3 protein-coding genes are annotated in these 7013 nt (G+C 39.3%); all 3 read right to left on the bottom strand.

Annotated features, from left to right (window positions below):
• Positions 1-2635: DUF6443 domain-containing protein (locus tag ABWO12_RS11865; RefSeq protein ID WP_353089208.1), on the bottom strand; the 2635-nt coding region annotated here is incomplete at its 3' end.
• An 11-nt stretch (positions 2636-2646) separates the two neighbouring features.
• Positions 2647-6183, bottom strand: coding sequence for a hypothetical protein (locus ABWO12_RS11860; protein ID WP_353089206.1), 3537 nt, complete (start codon positions 6181-6183; stop codon positions 2647-2649).
• A gap of 6 nt (positions 6184-6189) precedes the next feature.
• Positions 6190-7013 (bottom strand): T9SS type A sorting domain-containing protein (locus tag ABWO12_RS11855; protein WP_353089204.1); only part of this gene is annotated, 824 nt, incomplete at its 5' end.

Here is a 7013-nt window from a genome sequence, read left to right as displayed (position 1 = left end):
CGGGGTCTTGTGCATAACTCAACCGTATATTTCCCAAATGGTCGGTGTAGTTGTACACATAGCTAAACTGATCCTCAGGCAACTCTTCAATTGGGATTTTTACAAGACGACCCGTTTCCTCAATCTTTGTGGTTAATCGAGTAGCATACCCTTCTGCAGTAGGGAAAAATTGCAAAATGTTATTTTCATACTGAAACCCATTGGCATAATCCGTAACAGTATTTTGTGAAAGAACGTTATTTTGAACCACCTTACGCACTTTGCGCCCTATGGCATCGTAAAAATACGTAATTGTTCCTCGTTCTCCAAAATTAATAAGCACAGGTAAGTTTAAATGATTATACGTAATCGAACGGATATTCTTATTCTCATCCTGTACCATATTCCCCATGGCATCATAAACATAATCATCGGTAGAGTCAGAAGCTAGAGTACCATCGGTAGCATCGTCTTGAAATCCCGCTGGACTTGACGTAGCATCGGTGACTTTCAACAGCAAATTACTATCAGGAGCATAGGTATACGTTAAATCATCAATCTCCAAGGCCAAATTGGTCGCATCCAATTCCCCATTGCGCCACAAATGGGTAATGTTCCCATTGGAATCATAGGTGAGCTTTTCGCGGTAATTGTTTACATTGGGTTGGGTGTAGCCCGGTTTTTGGTAAAAAGCCTCCTCCAAACGATTCAGCGCGTCATAAGTGTAGCCGTAATTGCGCAAAACGTTATCATTGTACGAACGCCAATACGTTTCACTGATGTTTCCATTGTACAACGATACTACCCCATTGGAGGCGTTATCCTCGACTTGGTTGTAATTAATCTTGAAAGCAAACAAATCATGCGGTCTACCCGGTTGCGCCAAACTCTCAACAGTATTGATATCGGTTAACCACCCACGAATGTTGTAGCGGTAGTCCACGCTTTGTAATCCTTGTAATGTGCTAAAATCCTGTCCCCCTACTTCTTTGCGAATCAATTGCCCCAAAGCATCATAATGGTGGTCGGCGATAAGTTCACGCGCCTGATTGTTGATTTGATGGGTGCGTGTTTTCAATTGTCCTTGCGGAGTATAATTAAATGATTCTATAACGGTAATGGGATTAGTACCATTAAAAAGTTGGTGGTCCGTTTGGGTGTTGAGCACTTGTCCTGCAAAGTTGTACACTTGGGTAATCGTAGTATGGCCACCCAAGTAGTTTTGCGTATGGGTTTGCAAGGCACGTCCTTGATAATCGTACAAGGTGTACGTGGTTTCGCCAACGGTCTCATTCGATTCGGCCATAACGCGAACCCACGACCCCGTGTTGAGTCCTTTGGCATTAGCCCACACACGTTGGCCAGTAACTTCCGAAGGCACTTGTGAGGGTGCCCCTGGAAACTGATAATTATCGTAAAACGTTACGGTAAGGAGTTTGTAGTCATTCTGCGGAAAAACCTTACTACTGTAGGGGTTGGCATAGCCGTCTACATTCGATCCCGAGCGCGTTTCATACACTTCTGCTGACACATCAAAAGTTTGTTGTACAGCGGCGCGAGTGGACAAATCAAATGTTCTTCTCTCAATTTTCCAAAGGGTATACGCCACACGTCCGAAGGCATCGTATTTGGTGTGCATCCAACCTACTTGTTCGCCTCCAAACGGATCAAAAGCGGGGCCTGTGGCGACAACGCGATCCAAACGATCGTAAACGAGGTACTCCCAACGTTTGCCAGGAAGTTTTTTGGCCACCAAACGATTGCGATTGTCGTACTGATATTGATAGCCCAAAGCATCCAATTGGGTGAGGGCAACTCCATTTTGTGTGTTGATTTTTGGAGGCAATACAAAACTCAAATTCCCAAAATCATCATAGATGTAATAGGTGTTATGGGCTTCCCCTTGGTTGTAGGTGCGTTTGAGCACTACATGACCCGAAGCATTCTTAAACTCCTCTGTGGTATGATTTAAACCACTTTGCAACGTCCAATTTTCATCTTTGGTCACCGTTTTATACAGTACCGATGTTGCATAAAATCCTTCATCACTCAACGTCGCTTCATAGACCTTATCGGTAGCATTGTAGGAGAGTGAAACGCGATACTTGCGCACTTCTTCGTCCCCGTTGGTTTGGTAATCAAACTTGATCGTACGGTCGTTATCATTGTTTTCATTCCCTACCCATGCATTCCCCGGGGCCGATTGCTTAAGTATTCGATTCAAGGGTGAGGGTTCGTAAAACTTACGACTGTAAGCGGCCTCCCCTTGATAGAGCGAAAACCCTTCGGTTTCCGATTTGGCATTGGGTTGATAACTCAAGTCCGAGGACTGCGCCGACACATACGGCAGGTAGTCATACTGTGGGCGTCCGTAGGCATCATATTCGATATGTGTGATTCGGTCTTTGCCGTTTCCTCCCATACGACCGTCAATTTTTTGAATAGGACGACCCAATCCATCAAAATAGGTCACTTGACGCTGGGCAACACTATCACTAGGCTGAGGAACAGAGGTTTGTGTAGCCACTTTGTACGTAGTGGTTCGCACATAGTTTTGATTGGTGGTTTGACCCCAAGCGGTTGTGCCGCATAGCCCCATTCCCAATACCCCAAGGGCGATAACAATAAAACGAAGGTGTAGTATATAATTTTTCATGGCGTTCGGAATTAAGGTCTGTAGTTATAACTGTTCTCGGTGACAATATTACCATAGTGGTCGGTCACTTTCTCCAAGCGATTCATGGCATCGTAATGGTATTTTATGCGAACCCCTTTCGGGTCGGTCAATGTACTCATCCCAACCAGTGGAATATGCGTCACGGTGGTAACCATCGCTTGACTCAAAGCAGGGGCATTGCGCAAAGCATCCAAGGCATTGAGCACATCACTTTCGCTGCCGTTGGCAGTGGCTTGTTCAATGGCGGTCAGCAGTTGCGCAGGGATTGCCTGATAACTGCAATTTTCTATTTTGGCCACTACTTGCGTGTGGTTGTACCCCCAAACATAAGCGATTTGCATCCCATCTTCTTGTTGCACCTCCAAGGGATTTCCGAAGGCATCATAGCGATTGTAGCGAATTTTTGACTCCAAGGGTTGATTGCCTTTGGCCGTTAAAATTCGCCGCGGTAGATGAGAAGGATTCCCAGGAAAAGTATTGCTATACTCAATTTGACTGGTTTGTAGCAGCTCTCCATTTTTATGTACTTCAATACGCTCAATCTCAGCGATGCGGTTTTGAGCAAGAACAGCGGGATCGGTGAAGTAGGTATAACTGCTTCTCGTCTCTTCCCCTTCTGGATTGATGACGTGATGTTCAGCAATCATTTTGTTGAGGGGATTGTATTCAAAAAATTCTCGCGAAACCACTTCACTTTGATTATTGGAAGCATCGTAGAAATAGTTTTTGGTTTCAGTAGATTCAAGTTTGGCCCAGCCGTATGCTTCTTTAATAAAAAAAGGAGTGATTTTTGGCTTTTGGGGATCGGGATCCAATGGAAGTGGACATAGCCAATATTTTAAAAGAAATACATTTTGATTTTCACACCTAATACAATCATTAGCTGAAGGACTTGAATAGGCTAAAAAAGAAGTATAACTATTATTAACAGATCCAGTATTTCCTGTAAAACATTGTCCAAAAGGTTTACGAAATCTTACACCTGTATAATTTAGGAACTCAGTAAAAGTATATTTTTTTGTTGACTCACTTAACTTTCTACTATTTTCATCATAGATTACCTCTTTAATCGGTAATCCGCGTTTGTAGTCAACATTCATAGTAGGTATAAATGGAGGACCAGTAGGTATATCAACCTCAGGAAAATCAATAGGTGACGTGAATGTAAACTCTGTTCTGCCATTATTTGTTTCAAAAACAGAAACTTCTTTATATCCAACATCTGCCCCATGTGTCTTAGTTAGATTCAAGTTATTGTAAGAAGTATGTGTTTGAAAACTATGGTCTAAATGACTTGGAAGACTTTGGCATCCAGCAGCTTGATAAAAAGCAATAGAATGAACCGTTGTAAAAGAAGTTGTATATTCAAATAGTGGTTTAGCAAATGCTAACGACCCGCTACTCTTCAAAGGATTATTAAAAAAGGAATAATTAAAGATTTTCTCTTTAACTGGAGGATTTAATGAAGAATTACCGACCACGTCATAATAATCTTTGGAGACTTCTATATCAAAATAACCTACTTTTTTTATCCTATTTCCTCCACCAAATAAATAACTTTTTGGTGTATAGTTAATGTATTCAACAATAATTGTTTCAGAAGAGTTAGTATAATTCAAGTTATTGAATTGAACTCTGTATTCAGTATTAGACTCAAAAATAAACTCCAAACAGCAGTTTTGATTTGATGAAGGACAAAAAAGGCTCTCAACAAATACCCAATTGCCATTTACTTTTTTTTGTAAGCTGAATACAACTGAATTATTATTTGGATCTGTACTTAAAATTATGCTTGGTCGAAATATAATTTTTCGTCTAAAATTTACTGGCGTAATAATTTCAACAGTGTTGGTTGAGTTGAAATACAGAACATCTTCAAAATATTTTGTAAAAGACTTAGGATTTTCATCAAAATTTTCAATTTCTACATTTCCAATATACGAAAATTGATTTGCTTCATAATCAAATATTACACATCCTCCTGTTGGGTAAGTAATTTTCTGAAGAATATCAGTTGTTGAGAATTCTGGTGATGGGTCCTTGTGTCTTTGAGTAGTTAACTCACACAAATCAGAAAGATTAAAATAACCCCAGAAATCTTTACCAATTACTTTTCCAATTGAGTTGTTTTCTTTATATTCAAACTTATAATGATTACTTAGGGTATTGTTTTTATCAATAACATTCATTCTTTTTAAAAACAATCGTTGTAAAAAGACAGAAATGCTTGAGGGTTGATTGTTATAATGAGTAATATATTCATACTCAAAAGTATACTTTTGAATTTGATTATTATTTAAATCTTTAAATGTTAAACTATTCAAGTAACTAGTTGTACTGCCATTATTTATATTGGAATCTAATCTACCTTGATTAAATTCAAAAACTATTTTACCTTTTCCAATAACATCAATTGATTCAATTTTCCTTACATTTACGATAGTATTTGAAACATTAGTTACTTCTAAACCAGGAAAATCTAAACAGGCGTTGAATATGTGTATGTAAACTAAATAATTTGTTAGATTTTGATATTCATTCTTTGTAAACGAAACATTAGAAAACCCCTCTACTCTCGGATCGGAATAATTAATTTGAAAAAGAAGTTTATTATTTTGATCAAATACTTTAGAAAGATGAAAAGCACTACTAAAAATTTTCTCAGTGTATAAACTACCACTAAATGTGTATCCAACATTTATATTATAATCCATTTGATTAGTTCCACCAAAATTTCTAGATGTTTCAATAATATCAAACAAATAACGATTACCAATTTCATCAATTATAGTAAATGAATTTGGCACATAGCTATTGCCATTTACTGTTGAATAATGGTTAATTATTTTCATTCGATAATCATCCAAAGGAACTATTACTAGTTGATTAGCTTGATTTTTCTTAATGTAAAAGCGACCACTTTTACCCATAAAATTAAATTGCCACAAATCATGTTCAGTATCATATTTCCCTTTATTTGTTGCAGTCCACAAAAACTCGTTTCCTACATCTTGCACTTGCTGTGACAGAAATGGCTTATAATAGTGCTGAAGTGTGTCTACAACATTATTCATAAAATAGTAATAGTTATTACTATCGTGTGGTAAATTAGTATGGTAAAGTCCTATTTTGCCTGTTTGGTCACCAGCGGGACTTTGTCCTCCTGATGGGTAAATTAATATTTCATCAGGCATACCCCTAACAGTTCGCGAAATCGTACCTCCAGCAAAAAGACTCCATCCTAAACCTACGTCACTAGATCGTTCATCTACAGCAACAGAAGAGGGGTGATACTTCAAAGAAAGGTTTAAACTTACATTTTTACTCAATGTGGAAGAATTAAATAAAGGGATAGATACATCAGGAATACCCGTGTAATTACTAACAGGCACTTCCTCAAACTTCATCAATGCTGCAACAGTAGGCGCTGGAGGAATAACCGTGGGTAAATCTGCTTTAATCTCAGGATTTTGGCTAAAACCAAGGGTGACTACACTAAGGTAAATGAGTACAAAATACTTTTTCATGGCGGTTTAGTTTTTGGTTGTTTTTTTCATAATTTTTACGCCGTCGCTCTGGACATTGGTGCTGATATTGACAATATAAATTCCCTCGGGCAGGGCGCTTAAATCCACCGGCACCGTGCGCGATTGAATAGGAAACTGCTGCATTACTCTTCCGTTTAAATCCACCACCGTTGCGGTACCTTTTTCAAAATCATACCCGATAACAATAGAGGTAAACCCATACGTTGGGTTGGGAGAAGCTTCAATCATCAACTTAACTTTTGGAGGTTTTTGTTCGTCTTTGAGTTTGACAATCCAAAAATCATAGCGGCCTTGGCTCCCTGATTTATCCCCTGAAGCCTTAGCATTTGACGTACCTGCCATCAAATACCCCCCGTCACGGGTTTCAATTACTTTGCGCAGTAAATCACAGCCATGGCTTCCCACGGTACGCGACCACAATTCTTCGCCTTTTTCGTCAATCTTTAAGGCAATATAATCATCCGTGCCATTCTTTGCTTTGGCCATACCGCCCACAGGCAAACGCTTTGTAGTTTTCGAACGTAAAGTCGAATATTCGCCTTGGGCATAACCGCCAATTAATACACTGTGATCGTCATTCTCCACCAAAGAAGTTAGCACATCGGTCTGACCAAAATTGTAGGTCTTTTGCCATAATAACGTTCCGCTATCATCCATTTTTAACACCCACAAATCCGTCCCCTCTTGATTACCCGTAGTTTTTTCATGACTCCCCGGTGAATTCGAATTTCCACCCAACAAAAAGGCATCATCATAGGTGCGGATAAGCGCTTGCAATTGATCGTCGCGCTCCCCTCCAACAGTACGGT

Origin of the sequence: Flavobacterium sp. (genome assembly GCF_040379285.1) — a bacterium.
Classification (GTDB): Bacteria; Bacteroidota; Bacteroidia; order Flavobacteriales; family Flavobacteriaceae; genus Flavobacterium.
Note: the sequence above shows the minus strand (reverse complement) of the source record. Positions and strands in the feature narration are given on the sequence as shown.